Raw genomic sequence first — 440 nt, forward strand, 5'->3', positions numbered from 1 at the left:
CGCCATTCTTTACGCTTTTGTTTTATCCATGCTCATGTATGCTCAATGGGATTAAGATCAGGGCTATAAGATGGAAGCCAAAGGATAGTATGCCCAGCCTCCTCTATCAGTATTTTGATATCCTCACGTTTGTGAAAAGCCGCATTGTCCATGACAATCACACTATCAGCAGGGAGTTGAGGAAGTCATATCTGTTCTACCCAGCTGTAAAAGACATCGCTGTTGATGCTACCATCATACAATCCAACAGCAAACAACGGGTTGTTCATCACAGCACCAATAGCATTGGTTTGGTTTTTGAGTTGCCAGTCGTACTGACCTAAGCAAGCTTCGCCTCTTGGCGCATAACCATAACCTCTGCTCTCATGTGATTTAAAACCCCTTTCATCTAAGTCAGCTATCTTTTTTCCAGCTTGTTTGAGCTCTCTTAACTGCTTAAG

The 440-nt window shown here is 43.0% G+C and carries 1 pseudogene; it reads right to left on the minus strand.

What is annotated here, in order from left to right:
- Nucleotides 1-32: 32 nt before the first annotated feature.
- A pseudogene (locus A5N85_RS16825) lies at nucleotides 33-401 on the minus strand (transposase).
- Nucleotides 402-440 lie beyond the last annotated feature (39 nt).

Origin of the sequence: Suttonella ornithocola, assembly GCF_001889065.1 — a bacterium.
GTDB classification, from domain to species: Bacteria; Pseudomonadota; Gammaproteobacteria; order Cardiobacteriales; family Cardiobacteriaceae; genus Suttonella_A; species Suttonella_A ornithocola.